Origin of the sequence: Rhodospirillum rubrum ATCC 11170 (assembly GCF_000013085.1) — a bacterium.
GTDB lineage: Bacteria > Pseudomonadota > Alphaproteobacteria > Rhodospirillales > Rhodospirillaceae > Rhodospirillum > Rhodospirillum rubrum.
This window is the reverse complement of sequence record NC_007643.1, coordinates 127665-144243: the sequence shown is the minus strand read 5'-3', so window position 1 is coordinate 144243 and position 16579 is coordinate 127665. Positions and strand designations below refer to the sequence as shown.

Annotated in this window: 15 protein-coding genes; 5 read left to right on the top strand and 10 right to left on the bottom strand. The window is 69.0% G+C overall.

The features are described 5' to 3' along the window. Positions 1-281 precede the first annotated feature (281 nt). Genes rfaE1 through RRU_RS00615 form a run of 3 tightly spaced genes read left to right on the top strand, consistent with a single transcriptional unit; the run spans position 282 to position 2874 of the window. Positions 282-1772 carry a D-glycero-beta-D-manno-heptose-7-phosphate kinase gene (gene rfaE1 / locus RRU_RS00625; protein ID WP_011387884.1) on the top strand — a complete coding sequence of 497 codons (1491 nt, stop codon included), beginning with the start codon at positions 282-284 and terminating at the stop codon, positions 1770-1772. After that, positions 1772-2134 carry an I78 family peptidase inhibitor gene (locus RRU_RS00620; protein WP_011387883.1) on the top strand — a complete coding sequence of 121 codons (363 nt, stop codon included), beginning with the start codon at positions 1772-1774 and terminating at the stop codon, positions 2132-2134. The genes rfaE1 and RRU_RS00620 overlap by 1 nt, the downstream gene beginning before the upstream one ends. Positions 2135-2151: 17 nt before the next feature. Continuing rightward, the gene (locus RRU_RS00615) at positions 2152-2874 is read left to right on the top strand and encodes a hypothetical protein (protein WP_011387882.1); all 723 of its coding nucleotides are present in this window, start codon (positions 2152-2154) and stop codon (positions 2872-2874) included. A gap of 7 nt (positions 2875-2881) precedes the next feature. On the opposite strand, the gene RRU_RS00610 is transcribed toward RRU_RS00615, so the two are convergent. Further along, a complete protein-coding gene (locus tag RRU_RS00610; protein WP_011387881.1) occupies positions 2882-4219 on the bottom strand; it encodes a globin-coupled sensor protein in 1338 nt (445 codons plus the stop codon). 669 nt (positions 4220-4888) lie between these two features. Here RRU_RS00610 and RRU_RS00605 point away from each other — a divergent pair. Together RRU_RS00605 and RRU_RS00600 are read left to right on the top strand one after the other, a co-directional pair. After that, positions 4889-5059, top strand: a complete 171-nt coding sequence (locus RRU_RS00605; RefSeq protein ID WP_011387880.1) for a DUF1328 family protein — start codon at positions 4889-4891, stop codon at positions 5057-5059. 83 nt (positions 5060-5142) lie between these two features. Beyond that, a complete protein-coding gene (locus RRU_RS00600; protein ID WP_011387879.1) occupies positions 5143-6189 on the top strand; it encodes a type IV pilus twitching motility protein PilT in 1047 nt (348 codons plus the stop codon). On the opposite strand, the gene RRU_RS00595 is transcribed toward RRU_RS00600, so the two are convergent. The 9 genes from RRU_RS00595 to RRU_RS00555 form a co-directional block, all read right to left on the bottom strand. After that, positions 6180-6917, bottom strand: coding sequence for an ATP-binding cassette domain-containing protein (locus RRU_RS00595; RefSeq protein ID WP_011387878.1), 738 nt, complete (start codon positions 6915-6917; stop codon positions 6180-6182). The genes RRU_RS00600 and RRU_RS00595 overlap by 10 nt on opposite strands. Continuing rightward, complete coding sequence (locus tag RRU_RS00590; RefSeq protein WP_011387877.1) at positions 6914-7885, bottom strand: hypothetical protein; 972 nt, start codon at positions 7883-7885, stop codon at positions 6914-6916. The genes RRU_RS00595 and RRU_RS00590 overlap by 4 nt, the downstream gene beginning before the upstream one ends. Continuing rightward, entirely contained in the window at positions 7882-9360 is a 1479-nt protein-coding gene (locus RRU_RS00585; protein WP_011387876.1) for a hypothetical protein, read from the bottom strand. Before RRU_RS00585 ends, RRU_RS00590 begins: the two co-directional genes overlap by 4 nt. Positions 9361-9435: 75 nt before the next feature. Further along, positions 9436-10671: a type II secretion system F family protein gene (locus RRU_RS00580; protein ID WP_011387875.1), complete on the bottom strand. Its 1236-nt coding sequence runs from the start codon at positions 10669-10671 to the stop codon at positions 9436-9438. Then, a complete protein-coding gene (locus tag RRU_RS00575) occupies positions 10671-12737 on the bottom strand; it encodes a GspE/PulE family protein (protein ID WP_011387874.1) in 2067 nt (688 codons plus the stop codon). Before RRU_RS00575 ends, RRU_RS00580 begins: the two co-directional genes overlap by 1 nt. An 85-nt stretch (positions 12738-12822) precedes the next feature. After that, complete coding sequence (locus tag RRU_RS00570; RefSeq protein ID WP_011387873.1) at positions 12823-13545, bottom strand: prepilin-type N-terminal cleavage/methylation domain-containing protein; 723 nt, start codon at positions 13543-13545, stop codon at positions 12823-12825. Further along, the gene (locus tag RRU_RS00565; RefSeq protein ID WP_011387872.1) at positions 13542-14132 is read right to left on the bottom strand and encodes a hypothetical protein; all 591 of its coding nucleotides are present in this window, start codon (positions 14130-14132) and stop codon (positions 13542-13544) included. The genes RRU_RS00570 and RRU_RS00565 overlap by 4 nt, the downstream gene beginning before the upstream one ends. Then, positions 14129-14878, bottom strand: a complete 750-nt coding sequence (locus RRU_RS00560; protein ID WP_011387871.1) for a hypothetical protein — start codon at positions 14876-14878, stop codon at positions 14129-14131. Before RRU_RS00560 ends, RRU_RS00565 begins: the two co-directional genes overlap by 4 nt. 11 nt (positions 14879-14889) lie before the next feature. Next, positions 14890-16533 (bottom strand): type II secretion system protein GspD, encoded by a 1644-nt coding sequence (locus tag RRU_RS00555; RefSeq protein WP_011387870.1) that lies wholly within the window; start codon positions 16531-16533, stop codon positions 14890-14892. Positions 16534-16579: the final 46 nt, after the last annotated feature.

Genomic DNA, 16579 nt, shown 5'->3' with positions numbered 1-16579 from the left:
GGCAGGGCGCTTGCCGAAGGCTTTGTCGATCGCGCCATAATCATGCTCTTTGACCCGCCTATCCTCCCCGGCCCGCCGTGCCTCGCGCCAGCCCGGGTATCGCCCATAAAAACGCCGGCCTCGCCGAGCGCCGCCCCCGCAAGGCACTGTTTCACACAACCCAATGCCCCGTCATGCGCTATTTCACGGGGTTGGGGTCCAAGCCGTCGCTGTCGATTTACCCCTGCCCCAGGAAGGTGCTAAGCAGGGCCACCCCACGTTTTTCGGAGCCGCACCCCACCATGGACCCCACCCCCGCCCTTGCCGAAATCGTCGCCTCCCTCGCCCGGGTCCGGGTGCTGTGCGTCGGCGACGTCATGCTCGACCGTTTCGTGCGGGGCGATGTGGAACGAATCTCGCCCGAGGCTCCGATCCCGATCGTCCGGGTGCGCGACGAGCGCGCCATGCTGGGCGGGGCGGGCAATGTCGTGCGCAATATCGTGGCTTTGGGCGGACGCTGCGCCTTCATGGCGGTGATCGGCGAGGATCGGGCCGGCGCCGAAATCGGCGGCCTGCTCGGCGACGAACACAAGGTCGACAGCTTCATCGGTATCCAGCCCAACCGCCGGACCAGCGTCAAGACCCGCTTCTTCGCCGGCAGTCAGCAATTGTTGCGCGCCGACGATGAAACCATCGCCCCGCTCGATCCCTATGACGCCGACCGCCTGCTTGGCGATGTGCGCAGCCAGATCACCACCGTTGGCGCCCTGGTACTGTCGGATTACGGCAAGGGCGTTCTTGACGGACCGGTGGCCGCCAGCCTGATCGCCATGGGCCGCACGCAAAATCTGCCGGTGATCGTCGATCCCAAGGGCCGCGATTTCACCCGCTATCGCGGCGCCACCGTTTTGACCCCCAATCGCAAGGAACTAGCCGAAGCCACCGGCCTGCCCACGGGCACCGACGACGAAGTGGTGACGGCCTGCCGCCAGGTGATCGCCCGGTGCGGCGTCGATACCGTGCTCGCCACCCGCAGCCAGGACGGCATGACCCTGGTCGGCGCCGATGGCTCGGTGCTCCACCTGCCGGCCGAAGCCCGCGAGGTCTATGACGTCTCGGGCGCCGGTGACACTGTGGTCGCCACCCTGGCCGCCGCCCTGGCCGGCGGGGCGCCGCTGGCCGTCGCCTGCCGGCTGGCCAATCTGGCCGCCGGCATCGTCGTCGGCCGGGTCGGCACCGCCGCCGTTCCCGCCGCCGATCTGATGGCCGCCGTCCACCAGGAAGAGGTCAGCGCCCGCGATTCGAAAATCGTCGGCGCCGAGGATGCCCGCGAGGTGGTCGATAAATGGCGCCGCCACGGGCTGCGCATCGGCTTCACCAACGGCTGCTTCGATCTGCTCCACCCCGGCCACGTCTCCTTGCTGCGTCAGGCGCGCGCCGCCTGCGACCGGCTGGTGGTCGGCCTTAACAGCGACGCCTCGGTCCGCCGGCTGAAGGGCGACAGCCGGCCGGTGCAAGACGAAACGGCGCGGGCGATCGTGCTGGCCTCGCTGGCCGATGTCGATCTGGTGGCGGTCTTCGGCGAAGACACCCCCCTTGGCCTGATCACCACCTTGCTGCCCGATGTTCTGGTGAAGGGCGCCGATTATACCGTGGATACGGTCGTCGGCTCCGACGTTGTGCTGACCAATGGCGGGCGGGTTCTGCTCGCCGATCTCAAGGCGGGCTTTTCCACCACCTCCACCATCGCCCGCCTCCATGGCGGATCGCGCCGATCGGGAGATACCCTTTGATGACCTGTCGTTCTTTCGCACCCCTGGCTTTCGCACCCCTCGCCCCCTTGGGCGGCTTTGTCCTGCTTCTCGCGGCCTGTTCCAGCCCCCCCCATCAACCGCCCACCGTCGAGGCCGAATCGCTGCCCATCGCTTCCCCCACCTCTTGCGGGGCGGCGAGCCTGGAAGACCGGATCGGCGGTCCGCTGCTGCCCAGCGGCACCCCCGATCCCACCGACGGCCCCTTCCTGCGCCTCTCCGACCTGCCGCAGCCCCATCGCATCCTGGTTCCCGGCGCCTTCGCCACCGAGGATTTCCGGCCCGACCGGCTGAACGTGCACCTTGATACGTTGGGGCGGGTGGCGCGGCTGACCTGCGGCTGATCCCCCCTCGGCGGCCGATGATCTCCCGCAAGGGTGGCGCGCTGATCGAGATCGCCCTGGCGCTGGCCCTGATCGGCTTGGTCCTGGCCGCCGGCCTTCGCCTGCTGCCCGCCTGGATCGAGGGGACGCGCCGCCAAGCCACCCTGGCGCGGATGGCGCGGGTCGATCTGGCCCTGCTCGCCCACCTGGAACGCACCGGCTCGCTGCCCTGCCCGGCCGAGGCGGAAAACTCCCAGACCCCGGGCGCCGGGGGCGCCTGTGGGCCCGCCGCCCCCGGCCGCGCCCTGTTCGTCGTTGGCACCGTGCCCTGGGCCCCCCTGGGATTGATGCCGACTGATACCATTGATGGTTGGGGCAATCGTCTAACCTATGCCGCCAGCCTGTCGCTGGTGACGACGGCGCTGAGCCTGGACGAGACGCGCTTTGGCGACAGCGCGGCGCAGGGCGCGATCCCGGTGCTGGGCGCCGACCCGACGATCCGCCCGGCCGCCCTTGACCGCGCCGCCCTGGCGTTGATCAGCGCCGGCCCCAATGGCGCCGGGGCGATCACCCGCGCCGGGGGGCGCCGCCCCGCCGCGACCAATCCCGCCGAGGCCGCCAATACGCCGCCAGCCGAGGGGACGGTCCGCTTCGACGCCGAGGGGCCGGCGGCCGCCGGCCTGCATGCCGTGGCCTTTGATGACATCGTCCATAGCCGCACGCCCTGGGCCCTGCTGCGCGAACTGGGCCACCATCACTGATCACGACTCAGGCGCTGCGGATTTTGCGAAGAAACTGGTCGACTTGCTCGGACAACACGGTGGCCTGATCCGACAGCGTGCTTACCGTTCCTGAAAGATCGCGCATCGTAGAGTCGGTCTTGCCGGCCAGGGCGCTGACTTCCCCGATGGTGTTGGTGACCAGGGCGCCGCCCCGGGCGGCTTCGTCGACGCTGCGGGCGATCTCGCGGGTCGCCGCCCGCTGTTCCTCCACGGCCGAGGCGACGGCGGTGGAGGTCTGGTTGATGGTGACGATGGTGCCGCCGATGCTCTGGATCGCGGCGACGGCGTCGCGGGTGGCCTTTTGCACGGCGGAGATCTGCGCCGAAATCTCGTCCGTCGCCCGAGAGGTCTGACGGGCGAGGCTTTTCACCTCTCCCGCCACCACGGCGAAGCCCTTGCCGGCATTGCCGGCGCGGGCCGCCTCGATCGTGGCGTTCAGCGCCAATAGGTTGGTCTGGGCCGCGATATCGTTGATCAGGCGGACGACATCGCCGATCTTGCCCACCGCCCCGGCCAGCCCTTGCACCAGATCATTGGTGCGCTGCGCCTCTTCGACCGCCGAATCGGTGATGGCCGCCGCCTTGCCCACTTGGCTGGAAATCTCTTGAATCGAACTGGTCAACTGCTCGGTCGCCGTGGCGACGGTGCCGATGTTCTCGCTGGTTTGCGATGCCGCCGTGGCCGCGGTATCGGATTCCCGCGCCGTTTGATTGGCGACGACCGCCAATAACCCCGAGGCCGTCGAAACATGCCCAATCGACGAGGCGACCTGTTCGACCACGCCCGCCACCTGCCGCTCGAACTGCCCTGCGGCATCGTTGAGAGCGACCGCGACTTGCTCTTGGGCCGAATGCATATAGGCGGTGGACGCGATTTCCAACTCGAACATCACCGTTCGGGTCAGGGCGCCGATGACGCGTTGGAGTTTCTCTTTGTCACGCCGGTACTGCGGATAGACCGCCGCGATCATGCAGCGCAAAATGTTGCTATAAAAGCAGAAGTACCAGCGTAGAGACAGTCCCTGGCGTTGGCGTTTGCTAAATATCTCGACGCCGTTTCGAATCTGCTCCTCGGCGAAGGTCCCGGCGAAAACATCATCGATCCAATGCGTACGCTGCGCTTGGCAGGCATCCTCTATTTTCATGCCCGCATAGGCATCCCGAACCTCGGGATAAGCGAGAATCTTGTTGTAACTATCAAGAACCGCCTCATCGATTATTTTCTCGATTATCGGCCGACACTCCCGCAAGATCTCCCGCGTTGGCCCGTCGATGTCGAGAGCCTGGAGACGATTGCCCAGGTCTATTTCCAGCGCCTTACCCATAATGCCCCCCGAGGAAAAACCGATAATTTAATCTTTTCAATAAAAACAATATTTTTTATTTAAAAATAAAAGAAGAATGACTAATCTTTAAGTAAATTTAAATTATCTAATATTGATAAAATATCAAAAAAAGAGCATCGTTCACGCCTAAATTAGGCGTTAAGAAAAATAGTCCGCGACTCTTCTTTACTTTAGAGAAGTAAAGATTATCAAAACAGACCGCATCGATCAAGATATTTCCCCTTATCCGATACCTGGATTCCAATTCTTGAATCAAACAAAAATCCGGCCACAAGGCTTACCGGAGAACGGATTTTTTGAGTTCTTCCAATTTTTGGCATCGGGTTTCCCTTACGCCCTCCCTGCTCAGCCCGCGAGGCCTCCCTTCGACGCTCTCGTTACCCCCAGAAGAGGGGCCGTCAGTCCCGCGCGAAGAAGAAACCCCTCATGATTGTACAAAGGCCCTTCAGGGCCTTCCGCCCCAGGACTCCCTGCGCATGCCAGGGCAAGGCCCGGAAAGCCGGTGTTCCCGGTTCCCCTCGCCGCCCTAGCCAACAGTCCCCTCTCGCCGGTCAAGACGCGGATACCCAATAAATTTCAGACGCAACCAATTCCTCTGCCACGGGTTCTCCACACAACATAAGAATTCAGGATGTAAGGAGACCACTCATGTTGACATGGGCCCTGATCTTTCTCGTCGTCGCGGTTGTCGCCGCGCTCTTTGGCTTTGGCGGAATCGCCGGAGCGGCCGCCAGCATTGCCCAGATTCTCTTCTTCGTGTTCCTGGTGCTGCTGGTCATCTCGCTGATCATGCACTTCACCCGCCGCTCGCGGCTTTAGCCGCCCGGGTTTGGCTTTCCAGGGGCGTCCCGTTATACTAACGGGGCGCCCTTTTCTTATGCCGTTTACCCTGGGGCTCCGCGATGGACCTGACGTCTTTGCTGCGCCTTGCCCATCAGCGCTCCGCCAGCGATCTCCATCTCGCCGTGGGGATGGCGCCGTCCCTGCGCATCGACGGCCGGTTAAGCGAGATGACGCCGCAAGGCGCCCTGATTGATCGATCGGCGATCATGGGCCTGATCGCCCAGGCCCTTGACCAGCCGGCGCGCGAGCGCCTGGAGCGCCTGGGCGAGGCCGAGGCGATGCTGAGCTTGCCGATGGCCGCCGATCCCCCCTTGCGGGTGCGGGTCACCGCCTGCCGGGCGCTGGCCGGGCCGACCCTGGTGCTGCGCCTGCTCGCCGATCGGCCACCGGCGGCCGAAAGCCTGGGACTGCCGCCGGCGATAACGGCGCTAACCGGGCGCCGCGACGGCTTGATCCTGATCGCCGGCGCCGCCGGGGCGGGCAAGACCACCACGGCGGCCTGTTTGATCGACACCATCAACCGGGCGGGCGGGCGCCATATCCTGACCGTCGAGGATCCGGTGGAGTTCCGCCATGCGCCGCTGGGCGGACCGGTCACCCAGCGCGAGGTCGGCACCCATACGGCAAGCTTCGCCGCCGGGCTGACGGCGGCCCTGCGCGCCGACCCCGATGTGGTGCTGATCGGCGAGATCCGCGATCCCCAAACCCTGGCCCTGGCCCTGCGTACCGCCGGGACCGGCCATCTGGTGATCGCCACCTTGCATGCGGCGAGCGCGGCGGGCGCCATTGACCGCGCCCTTGATCTGCTGTCCTTCGATGGCGGCGCTCCCGGCCGGGACGCCGCCCGCGAGGCCCTGGCCACCGCCCTGGCCGCCGTGGTTTACCAGCGCCTGCTCGCCCGTCGGGGCGGCGGGCGGATCGGCCTTTTCAGCCTGCTGCTGGCCTCGCCGGCGGTGAAGGCGGCGATCCGCGACGGCCAGACCCGCCAGTTGCCGGCGCTGATGGAGATCGGCCGCCGCCTGGGCATGCTGCCCGAAGCCGACGCCCGCGACGCCCTTGAAGCCGAAGGCCTTGTCGAAGCGCGGTGCTTCGCCGATCAGCCGTGATCGATATGGGCGAGAAAGGCGCGTTCCAGGCCGATGCCGCCATACCGGGCGCACAGCGCCGCCGGCGGGCCATCGAAGATCAGCGTTCCATCGCGCAGAACCAGCAGGCGGTCGCACAACTCCTCCACATCGGCCAGCAGGTGGCTAGACAGCACCACCGTCCGCGCCTCGGCGCGCGCCGCCAACAAACGATCCTTCAACGCCACCCGGGCCCGGGGATCAAGCCCGGCCGCCGGTTCGTCAAGCAAGGTCAGTGGCGCTGCCGCCAGCAAGGTGGCGGCCAAGGCCAGCTTGCGTTCGCCGCCCTTCGACCATTGACCCACCGGGCGACCCAGCAGGGCGGGATCAAGCGCCAAGGCCTGACAGGCCGAGGCCAGGGCGGTGGGCTCCATCGTTTTGCCGTGACCAAGCAACAGGGCGCGCGCCCAGTGATCGCCGCGCAAGACCGCCATCGGCCGGTGATTTTCAGGCAGATAGGCCAAGGCCCGGCGGGCCGGCGCCGCGCGGGGATCGGCGCCAAACAGCCGCACAGAACCGGCGGCCGGCGCCAGCAATCCGGCGCAGGCGCGCAGCAAGGTGGTCTTGCCCGCCCCGTTCAGGCCGACCAGACCAACCACTTCCCCGGGGCCGATGACCAGATCGTCGATCGCCAAGGTTTGCCGCCGCCCGCGCCGTATGCGCAGCCCCGCAAGCGCCAGGGCCGGCGTTCCCCCCACCTCCGCCGTCATAGGCCGCCCTCCAAGCGGTCGTCGAACACCCGATAGGTCTGGGCCGGGCGCAGGCCGACCCGCCGCCAGTCGCCGGGGCCGCGTTCAACGGCCAGCGTCACCCCCCGGGAACTGGCGCCAAGCAGCCGCACATGGGGTGGCGCTAGCGACAGCGGGCCATAAGCCTTGCCGTTCAACCACACCGTCCAAGCCGCCGGCCCCACCCACAGCAGGGCATCAAGGCGCAGATCGCGCAGATCGCGCCAGCCCGGCGGCCGTCCCCAGGGGCCGGCGCTGATCGCGGCGACCACCGCCGCCCCCTCGCGGCTGGTGCCGAGCAGCAGGGCGCGGGGCGGCGCCCCGCTTTCCCCATCGGCGATGACATCCGGGGCGGGGTCTGGGGCGGGCGCCCCCGGACCACGCCAGATCAGCCCATCGCGGCGCAGGCGCAGCTCAAAGGTCAGAAGCGCCGCTTCGCTCCCTTGCGCGACAGAGGCGAGATCGATCCCCTCCGCTTCCGCCGAGCGCCTGATCTCCAGGCCGCTCACCCCGCCCCGGGGCGAGAACGCCTTGGCGACGGCTTCGGCGAACCCCAGGATATCGCCATCAAGCAAGGCTTGGCCGCTTAAGGTCAGGGTATCGCTAACACTCTCAAGCCCCTCGGCCACGGGACGCGAGGTCCGCGGGGCCAGGGTGCTTTCCACAGCGAAGATCCGCCAACGCGCCGCCAGATCGGGCAAGGGATCCAAGGTCCCCCGACGGTCGATATCGGCCAGATCCCCCCGGGCCCAGGCCTTTCGCCACGCCTCGGCCAAATCCCTGCCCTCGGCTTGCGCGCGCCGGTCGCCCGCCAGGGCGGCGCTTTGGGCGCGAAAGGAGCGTTCAAGATCGTCAAGACGGGCGCTTTCGCGCGCCACCTGCCCGCTCAGGGCCAAGGCCGCCCCCAGGCAGGCCAGGGCGAGGCCAAGGCCCAGCCACCGCCGTCTCATCGCGCCCCCGGCGGGCCGAGGCGGACCACCAGCGGCCGAGCGGTGGTCGTACCGCCGCCGTGCATCGCGGTCGCCTCATCGAGGCCGCCGTCAACCACAACGGATCGGCCGGGAAAGGCGGCGCCCAGCCGGGCGCGCAACACCCCCGGCGACGGCGCCGTCGACGCCGCAAGGCTGAGATGAAGCGTGCCCGGCGCCACGCCCTCGCCGTCAAAACGCAGCGCTTCGACCAGGGTCCCCGGGCCAAGAGCGGCGCGCAGTTCCCCCCCGTCGTCCCCCTCGCCCCGCCAGAACACGGGAGCCGGCAAGGCCTGGTGGGCGGCGAAGGCGCGCAATACGGCCTCGGGAACCGGAAAACTCTCCTTTTCGCGGGCCAAAGCAGCCTTCTCAACCGCCAAATCAGCCAACATCCCCGCTAAATTGGCGCGCCGCAGGCTAAGATCGCGCAATGTCCGCGCTTCAAAGGCCATCCAAGCCCCCATGGCCACCCCGAAAACAAGGCAGACGGCCAACAAAAGCCGGCTTGAGGCGAAGGCCGGCCCCGGCTTTTCCTGCGCCGGGGCAAGCAGCCATAAATGACGGAAAGGGCTCTCCAAGCTCGCCCAGGCCAGCAAGGCTTCGGCGCCACAGCCGGCGGGGGCGCCCAGGCGCAGGGCGGCCTCGGCATCGGTTGGCGCCAGGATGGCCGCCCCCGCCGCCAAAGGCGCGGCGGCTTGGCGGAAGGCCCGGGCGGTGGCGCCGTCGCCGCCAAGCAGCAGCAAGCGGCAGGGGGCGTCACCGGGATAGCCCCGGCGCCGCAGATAGCCCAACGTCGCCCGCGCCTCCTCGGCCAAGGCGTCGCCATCGAGCCCGGCCGGCCCCAGGCGGGCAAGCACCGGAGCGCCATCGCGGGTCACGATCTGACGGGTGCCGGCGCGTCCAAGCAGCAAGGTCAGCGCCCAGCCTTGATGCTCGCCCGGCGGCCCCGGATCAAGGCGGGCGCCGAGGGCGGGAAGGGCCAAGGCCCCGGCGATCGGCCCGCGCAAGGCCAGCCCGCGGTCGCGCAGGGCGGCGATCAGGGCGGCGAGGGCGCCGCCGCGATCGCCCAGCCCGGTCATCACCAGCGAGCGCACCGGGGCGCGGACGACCCGCGCCGCCCGCCAAAAGGCCTGCGGCAAAGCGGCGCCAAGATGGGCGCGGCGCAAGGCCCGGTGATCGAAGGGGCCGACACGGGGAATCTCGGCGGTTTCAACCCGCAGGTCGGCGGCGTCGACCAGCACCAGCAACCGGCCGGTGAACCCGCCGCCCAGGGCCTGAATGACCGCCTCGGCCAAGGCCGCGCCCGCCAAGGCACCCTGGCCGCGCTCGGCCTCGATCGCCCGAACGCCCCCGGCCGAGACCAGCAGCGGCGCCGCCCCCTCGGCCAGAACCAGGGCAGCCCCAGGCGCCCGGGATGCCCGGGGCAGCCGCCGGGCCCTCGCCACCCCCTCCGTCAAATCGCCGCCTCCTCCCCAGGACTAGCATCCTATAAGACCAGGAATCACGGCTTTATCAATTAAAACGTGCAGTATTCAACCGGCCAAGACGATCAGGCTGTCATAGACCGGCAGCAGCACCGCCCAGACGATCCAGCCCAGCAGACCGCCCGCGACCAACAGCAAGGCGGGTTCAAGCAAGCCGATCAGCCGGTCGGTGGCCTCGGCGACATCGCCGTCATGGAAGGCGCTGACATGGCCCAGGGCCCCGGCCAGATCGCCGCCATCCTCGCCGATGCGCACCATGCGGGTGACCAGCGGCGGAAACTGCCCCGAAAGCCGCAGGGCATCGGACAGCGGATGACCGGCGGTGACCGCCGCCGTCGCCGTATCCAGGGCCTCGGCCAGGCAGCGATTGCCCAGAACGCCGCGCGCGGTGGCAAGGCAGACCGCCAGCGGCACCCCGGCGCCGACCATCAGGGCGAAGAAATGGCAAAAGCGCGAGAGCGCGATACGCCGGATCAGCGGTCCGCCCAGCGGCAAGGCAAGGATCCAGGCATCCAGGCGATAGGCGGCTTCATCGGACATCCGCCGCGCCAGACCGGGCGCGAGAAGGCCGGCAAGGGCCAGAAAGCCCAAGGCGAAGGCATGGTCGACGATCAGCCCCGACAGCCCGATCAGCGCCCGGGTCTGCGGCGGCAGGCCCTCGCCCAAACCGCCGAGGAAGCTGGCGAGATCGGGTACCACCACCGCCATCAGGAAAACGAACAGCAAGGCGATGGCGCCAAGAACGACGAGGGGGTAGCGCGTGGCCTTGCGCAGCCGCCGCCCCAGATCCTCGCGCCAGCGCAGGTGGGCAACCAGAGGGCCGAAGGCGCCGCCCAGATCGCCGCTTTCCTCGCCGGCCCGCACCACGGGGGCGACCATCGGCCCCAGAGCCCGCTCGTGCCGCCCCAGCGCGTCCGACAGCGCGAGGCCCTGGGACAGATCGCCGCGCACCCGCCGCAAGATCATCCGCAGCCGACCGTCGCCGGTCACCTCGCCGATATCATCAAGGGCTTCGAGCAGCGGCACCCCGGCGCCCAGGGCGCGGTCGAGATGCAGGAACAACTGTTGAAGCTCGCGCTCGGCGATGGCGCCGCGCCGCCCGACCAGCCCGCCGATCCAGGCCAGCGGCCCCCGCCGATCGGGCCGGCTTGCCGGGCGGGCCGCCAACAGATGCAGCCCGGCGCCCAGCAGGCCGCGCTGAAGGGCGCCTTCGCCCTCGGCCTCCAATCGCCCGCGCACCACCCGGCCCCGGGCGTTGACGGCGCGATAGGCGTAAAGCGTCATCAGGCCAGCCGGCGGGTCACGTCGATGGCGCGCATCAGCGCCGCCACATCGATCACCCCCTCGCAGACCAGCCGCGCCCCGTCATCGAGCATCGGCCGATAGCCCTGACGGGTCGCCAGGGCGCGGATCTCGGCCAAGGGCGCGGCGCTGGCGATGAGGTCGTCGATCTCGGGGCTAATGCTCAGCAATTCGCTGATCGGCACCCGGCCGTGATAGCCGGTTTGACCGCAGGCCTCGCAGCCGCGCGCCCGGAAGATCTCGGGCGGATCCGTGGCATCAAGGCCCAGGATCTTGCATTCCACCGGCGAGGCGCGATAGCTCTGCCGGCAGTGCGGACACAGGCGGCGCACCAGACGCTGGGCGAGAACGCCGATCAGCGAGCCGGCGAGCAGCCCCGGCCGCAGCCCCAGATCCATCAGCCGCGGCAGGGCCGAAGGCGCGTCATTGGCGTGCAGCGTCGCATAGACCTGATGGCCGGTCATCGCCGCGCGCAGGGCCATGGCGGCGGTATCGGCATCGCGGATCTCGCCGACCAGCATGACATCGGGATCCTGGCGCAGCAGGGCGCGGATGCCATCGGCGAAGCCCAGCCGCGCCCCTTCGCGCACCTGGGTCTGACGCAGCAGCGGCAGGTCGTATTCGACCGGATCCTCCAAGGTGACGATGGTGATCTCGGGGCCGCTGATATGGTCCATCAAGGCGTAAAGCGTGGTGGTCTTGCCCGAACCGGTGGGGCCGGTGACCAACAGCAGGCCTTCGGGCCGGCGGACCAGCAGTTCCAGGGGATCGAGCGTGCCATGGGCCAAGGCCAGTTGCTCGAGCTTGAGCGGGGTGGCCGAGCGATCGAGCACGCGCAGCACCATGTTCTCGCCATGGACAGTGGGGATGACCGAGGCGCGGAAGTCGATCTTGCGGTGGGCGATAGCCATCGAGAACCGGCCATCCTGGGGCCCCAGGCGGTCGGCGATGTTCATTCCGGCCAGGATCTTCAGGCGCTGGGCCACCGCCGGCCAATATTGCTTATGGAAGATCAGCGTCTGGCTCAGCGTGCCGTCGATGCGCAGGCGCACCCGCAAAAAGGCCCCTTGGGGCTCGAAATGCAGATCCGAGGCCCGGCGCTTGACGGCGTCGAGCAGCAGGGCGTTGACCAGCCGCACCACCGGGTGGGAGTCGGTATCACGCAAGCTTTCCGGATCGGCGCCGGCCGCCCCCAGGGTTTCAAGCTCGCGCAGCACGCCATCAAGGGCCAGGACATGGCCATAGCTGCGATCGATGGCCTGGGCGATCTCGGCCTCCGACGACACCACCGGTTCGATCCGCACATCGCGGCCATAGTGGCGGCGCACCTCGTCGATCGCCACCACATCAAGGGGATCGACCATGGCCAAGCGCAGCAGCGAGCCGCGCAGGCCGACGGGGAACACCCGCAAACGCCGGGCCTCGCGTTCGGGCAAGGGCGCCAGGGCCGCCGGATCGGCAAGCGTCGACGCGGCGTCAAAGCGGTCGTGACCGCTGCTTTGGGCCAGCACCTCGGCCAGCACGCCATCGGTGATGAACCCAAGATCGACCAGAACCTGCCCCAAGGGCGCCCCGGAGCGCTTTTGTTCGATATGGGCCACCCGCATCTGATCGCGTGAGATCAACCCGCCGGCCAGCAGCTGATCGCCCAACCCCAGCGCCGGCACCAGGGCCGGCGGCGCGGCGGCGCGGCGCGCGGTCGTCGGTGGTGGCGGGGCCGAATGGGCCAGGGAGTCGGCCTTTTCATCGTCGGCGTGATCGGCCATGGCCAGTTCCAGGGATTGGCCAAGGGTCGGGGCGAGGGGGGCGCCGCCCATCCGCCGGGCCAGGGCCGAAGACAGCCGCAGCAAGGGCGTGGGCACAACGCCCCCCTCGCCGGCGCCAGCGTCGCGCGGGGATCCGGGCTCGCCCTCCTCGGTCTGCGGCCAGGCCGTGGCCCCGGTGCGATCCTCTTCGCGCAGGGCCGAGGCCAGGGTGCGGCGGCGTCCCTCGCTCGCCGGGGTCTCCGGCCCCATCCCGCGCCGACCCTCTTCGCCTTCCTTGGTCATGCCGGCCTCCTTTTGACGTCCCCGATGTCATCGGCCGTTAGTTTTCCATCTTCCCCCCACCGCCGCCAGCCCCGGCGACGGGCCGTCACTGCAAAAACAACACCGGATTGCACAACCCGGCCGCGCCTCCGACATAGAAGCCATCGGCATCCTTGCAAAGGTCGGCGGTTCCGGTTTCCCCATCGGGGGCGCTCATCACGATATAGCCGCTATCGGCATTGCCATCGTCATAGCGGATATCGATCTCGCGGGCCTGGGCCCCCGACAACGCCGCCCGGGTCGGACCGCGAGGGGTATCTTGCAACCGCAGCCAATGCCCCGTCGCCGCCGTGCGGCCGAAGCGGCCATGGATGATCGCCAGGGATTCCCCTGACAACCGGGCGGGCATGGTGGTGTCGCTGCCATCCGCCGCCGTTCCCAGCCGCACCCCGGCCAGGAAATTGCCATAGGCGAGATGCACCCAGGCCAGTCCCGATTCGGCGGCGGGCGCCGCCCCCATGGTCAGACCGGCGGTACCGATCACCCCATTGCCATCGCCATCGGCGACGCCGCCGGCCAGGAAGGTCGCCGCCTCGTCGAAATCGCCAGGCAAGGCGCCGAAGCGGTCTTCAAAGGCGCTGACCGCCGTGCGGGTGGCCTCCCACTGGCTGATCGTCATCTTCAGGCGGGTGCTTTCGATCAACTGCTGGCCCTTGAGCACGCCGCCCAACAACAGCCCGACCAGCACCAGCACCACCGACATCTCGATCAGGGTGAAGCCGGCGCGCAGGCGCGAGCCCCCGGAGCGCAAGACAAAGGAGCGTTTCATCGCAAAGCCTCCTTACGGGAAAGGGCATCGGGCAGGCGGCGCGCCCAGTCGGGAAGATCGCCCGCCGGCAGATCGGCCAAGGGTCGGGCGAGAGCGGCGGCCAAAGCCCGATCGCCGCCGCGATCGCCCGCCAGCGCGGCGGCATGAACCAGCCAGGGCCAGCGCCCGGGCAGGCGCGTTTGGGCCAGGGCGGCCAAAGCCCGGGCCAGCCGTCGCGCCGCTGGTCCGCGCGCCGCCGCTCCGAAGTGCAGGGCGGCCAAGGCCGGGGCAAGCTCGCTGCCCGGGGCCAGCCCGTCGATCACCGCCAGCCACAGCGCCAGCCGCTCGCCATCCCCGAGCGGCAGGGGGGCCACCCGCCCCGTCGCCTCGCCGGCGTTTTGCAGCCACAACGCCAGGGCGCGTTGGCCGCCCGCCCGGTCATCCAGGCTGAGCACGGCCACGGCCTCTGGCGCGGGCGGCGGCGGCAAGGCCGTGGGGTGCGCGGGCTCGGGCGAGGCGGCAGCCCCAAACATCAGCAACAGGCCACAGGCCAAGGGGGCGAAGCCGGCCAAGGCCCGGGCGAAACGCCGCGCTGGCGGCGCCCTCACCGCCCCTCGCCCCGGGCGAGATCGGCCGTCGCCATCGACAAGACGACCAGGATCAGACCCAGCGCCTGAAAGACGAGACCGGGCGCCATCGCCGGTCCGCCCCCAGGCGCCGCGATCAGCCAGCCCGATTCGACGCAGCGATCCAGGCGCGGCATCAGCCCGGCCACCGCCTCGACGACGCCGCCCCAGGGGCCAAGGGTCGGGGCCCGTGTCGCCGCCACCGCCGCCAGCAGGCCGCTCAAGCGGGCGAAGGCATAGAAAACCAGCGCCGCGCCGATAGCCAGCGACCGCCCCAGGCTGATCCCGGCGAAAACCGTGAAGGCCGCGACCACCGCGCCCTCCAGCGCCAACCCCGCCCCCCAGGCCACCACCCCCGCCCGCTCGCCGCCCAGGGCGCCAATGATCAGCGCAGCGACGGCGGTCAGGATAACAGCCACCGTCGTCGCCCCCAGCCACCAGCCAACGACCAAGCGCAGGCGCGACAGCGGCAAAGACAGCAGAAGATCGCGTTCCTCGGACTGGCGCAGACGGTCAAGATAGCCGCCGACCAGGGCGATCACCCCCAAGGCCAAGCCCAGACGCAAGGTGGAGGCCGCCAGCACCAGGGCGCTTTCCCGCCCTTCGACCAGGGTCATCGAACCAAGGAAGGCCGCGAGCCCCGCCGTCGCCGCCATCACCGCCGCCACGACGACAAGGCCGCGATCGCCCAGCAAACAGGCCAGCAGATGAAAAGCGGCGGCGCGCATCGGCTGTGCTCCTACATCGCCAAGGGCCGGGGATCGGGGGTATAGATGCGATAAAGCTGGCGATCGGCGGGATGGCTATGGGCGCCGCCGATCACGGTGGCGCGCAACAGCACCACCAGTTCCACCACGTCCGTATCGGCGCTGTCATGGCGAAAGGCCCGGCCGATCAGCGGAACGTCGCCCAACCCGGGCACGCCCTCCTCGTCGCGGCCCATGCGTTCTTGCATCAGGCCGCCCATCACCACCACGGCGCCATTGTCGATGGTCACCACCGAATCGAGTTCGCGGACCTCGACCACCGGAATAAGCGATTGCACCGACAGGTTTTGCAACGACACCGCCGGATCGGCGACACGGTCGGCGATGCGCGAGATGGTCGGGCGCAGGCCCAGGGTGACGCGGCCGCCGCCGGGCTCGACACTGGGCTGGACGGTCATCACCAGACCGATGGGAACCGTATTGATCTCGCTGGAATAGGTGGTCTGGGTCACGCCGTCGCTGGTCACCGTATCGACATCGACAACGAAATAGACCTCGTTCTCGGCGACCTTGAGCACCGCCGTCTGATTGTTCATCACCGTCAGCCGGGGGCTCGACAGGGTGCGCACGGCGCCGAAGGTCTTGATGAATTGTACCAGTGCCGATAACTCCACCGGACCCAGCGTGGCCCGCGTCCCCAGGCTCAACGTCGCCGCCGCGTCGGTCAAAGGCGGGGCGACCACCCCGGCCGCTCCCGGGATATCAAGCAGAAATTCCCCGCCATCGGTCAGCACCTTCCAATCGATGCCGCCGCGATACTGGTCCTTCAGCGTGACCTCGACGATCTTGGCTTCGATCAGCACCTGGGTCGCCATCGATTGGCGCACCCCGGCCAGATAATCGGCCACCTCGCGCTGCTGGGCGCGGCGGCCGACGACGGTGATCAGCCCGGCCTGACGGTTGATGTGAAACCCACCGCGCGCCACGCCGTCGCGGGCCTCCTCGGCCAGCGGGTCGCCCTCGGCCCGGCCCAGGATCTGGCCAAGCCCGCCGGCCACCTCGCCCCACAGATCGGCTTTCGACGCGCTGCTGACCAGACTGGCCGAGGCGTTGCCCCGACTGTCGCGAGAGTTTCCCTTGGCGGCAACGCTGGTGAAGACATCGGTGCTGGTCGAGACGCTGCCTTCCGAACTGCGCGCCATGTTAAGGGCGTCAAGGTGGTAGATCGCCGGCAGCGGCCGATCGAGATCGACCCTGACCACCCCGTCGACCAGGGTGATATCAAGCCCAGCCATCGCCCCCAAACGGCCGACGACCTCGGGAAAGGGCCGGTCGCGCAGGGAGAGAACGACAAGGCCGCCGACCTCGGGGCTCATTTCCAGATCGACCCCGACTTCGCGGCACAGGGCGACCAGCAGATCGGCCACCGGCGTCGGGCTTTGGGCGATCACCGTCACCCGGCGCGCCTCCTCGGGGGCGGGCAAGGCGGCAAGCTGGGGTTCCAGCAGCGGCGGAATCGGCGGTTCGGGAAGGGGGGACGGCCCCCCGCCACGGCGGGCGAGCAAGGCGCGATAATCGTCTTTGGTCAGGCCGCCGGCGCCATCGAAAGGCTCACAGCCCGCCAGGCCCGGCATCAGGGCGCAGAGCAGGGCAATGCGGCGGACCGGCGCTCTCATCGCCCCTCCCCGGGCCGGGGGGCGTCAAACCACCCCTAGATGATTC